This window comes from Pseudoroseomonas cervicalis ATCC 49957 (assembly GCF_000164635.1).
GTDB classification, from domain to species: Bacteria; Pseudomonadota; Alphaproteobacteria; order Acetobacterales; family Acetobacteraceae; genus Pseudoroseomonas; species Pseudoroseomonas cervicalis.
The window spans coordinates 1-1,103 of sequence record NZ_GG771036.1 but is presented as its reverse complement, the minus strand read 5'-3'; the positions used below and the strand labels follow the sequence as shown (position 1 = coordinate 1,103).

Sequence of the window (1,103 nt, the reverse complement as noted above, 5' to 3'; positions counted from 1 at the left end):
GGCGCCGCCAGGGGCAGGGTCAGGGTCACCCGCGTCCCCTGCCCCGGCGCGCTGTCGATGGCGAGCTGCCCGCCGGACTGGTCGGCGAAGCTCTGCGCCAGCGCCAGGCCGAGGCCGGTGCCCTTGCCGCGCGGCTTGGTGGTGAAGAAGGGTTCGCGCGCGCGCGCCAGCACGCCGGCCTCCATGCCGGTGCCCTGGTCGGCGACGCCGAGGGCGACCGCCGGCTCCCCCTCCGGCCCGGCGGCGCGACGGGCGGAGAGGGTGATCTCCCCCCCCTGCGGCATGGCGTCGCGGGCATTGACGGCGAGGTTCAGCAGCACCGTCTCCAGCTGCTGGCGGTCGACGAAGACGCCGACCTCGCCGGGCGCGGGCGTCTCGGCCACGCGCACCTGGATGCGGCTGCCGAGCATGTCGCTCAGCATGCCGCGCAGCTCCTCCAGGATGGCGGCGATGTCGGCATGGCTGGCGCGCAGCTCGCCGGGGCGGGCGAAGCTCAGCAGGCGGCGGCCGATGGCCATGCCGCGCTCGGCCGCCTCGCCCATCAGCCCGGCCAGGCGGCGCACCATCTCGGGGTCCCCGGCCTGCGCGGCCAGCACGCGGGTGCCGCTGACCACGGTCTGCAGCACGTTGTTCATGTCGTGCGCGATGCCGCCGGCGAGCTGGCCGAACACCTCCATCTTCTGCACCGCGCGCAGCCCGTCCTCGGCGCGCTTGCGGGCGCTGACATCGACCAGGGCGGCGATGGAGCGCATGAAGCGCCCCTTGGCGTCCAGCTCGGGGCGGGCGACGACCAGCATGTCGATCACCCGGCCCGAGCGGTGCAGCATCTCCACCTCGCCCTCGACCACCTCGCCCTGGCGCACGCGGGGCCAGAGGGTGGCGAATTTCGCGGCGCCGTGGGGGGAGAGGAAGTCCCGCATCGGGCGGCCGATCACCTCGCGGCGGGAGTCGTAGCCGAACACCTCCAGCCAGCGGTCGCTCACGGTCAGCAGGCGGCCGGCCGGATCCAGCCCGTGCAGCGGCAGCGGCACGCGGCGATACAGCCCGTCGGCCACCGCCTCGGCGCGGCGGCGCTCGGCGATCTCGGCGGCCAGCAGCTGCGG

General features: G+C 75.6%; 1 protein-coding gene. It reads right to left on the bottom strand.

The genetic code is table 11. From position 1 onward, the window contains the following. Positions 1-1,103: two-component system sensor histidine kinase NtrB (locus HMPREF0731_RS21535; RefSeq protein ID WP_007006361.1), on the bottom strand; the 1,103-nt coding region annotated here is incomplete at both ends.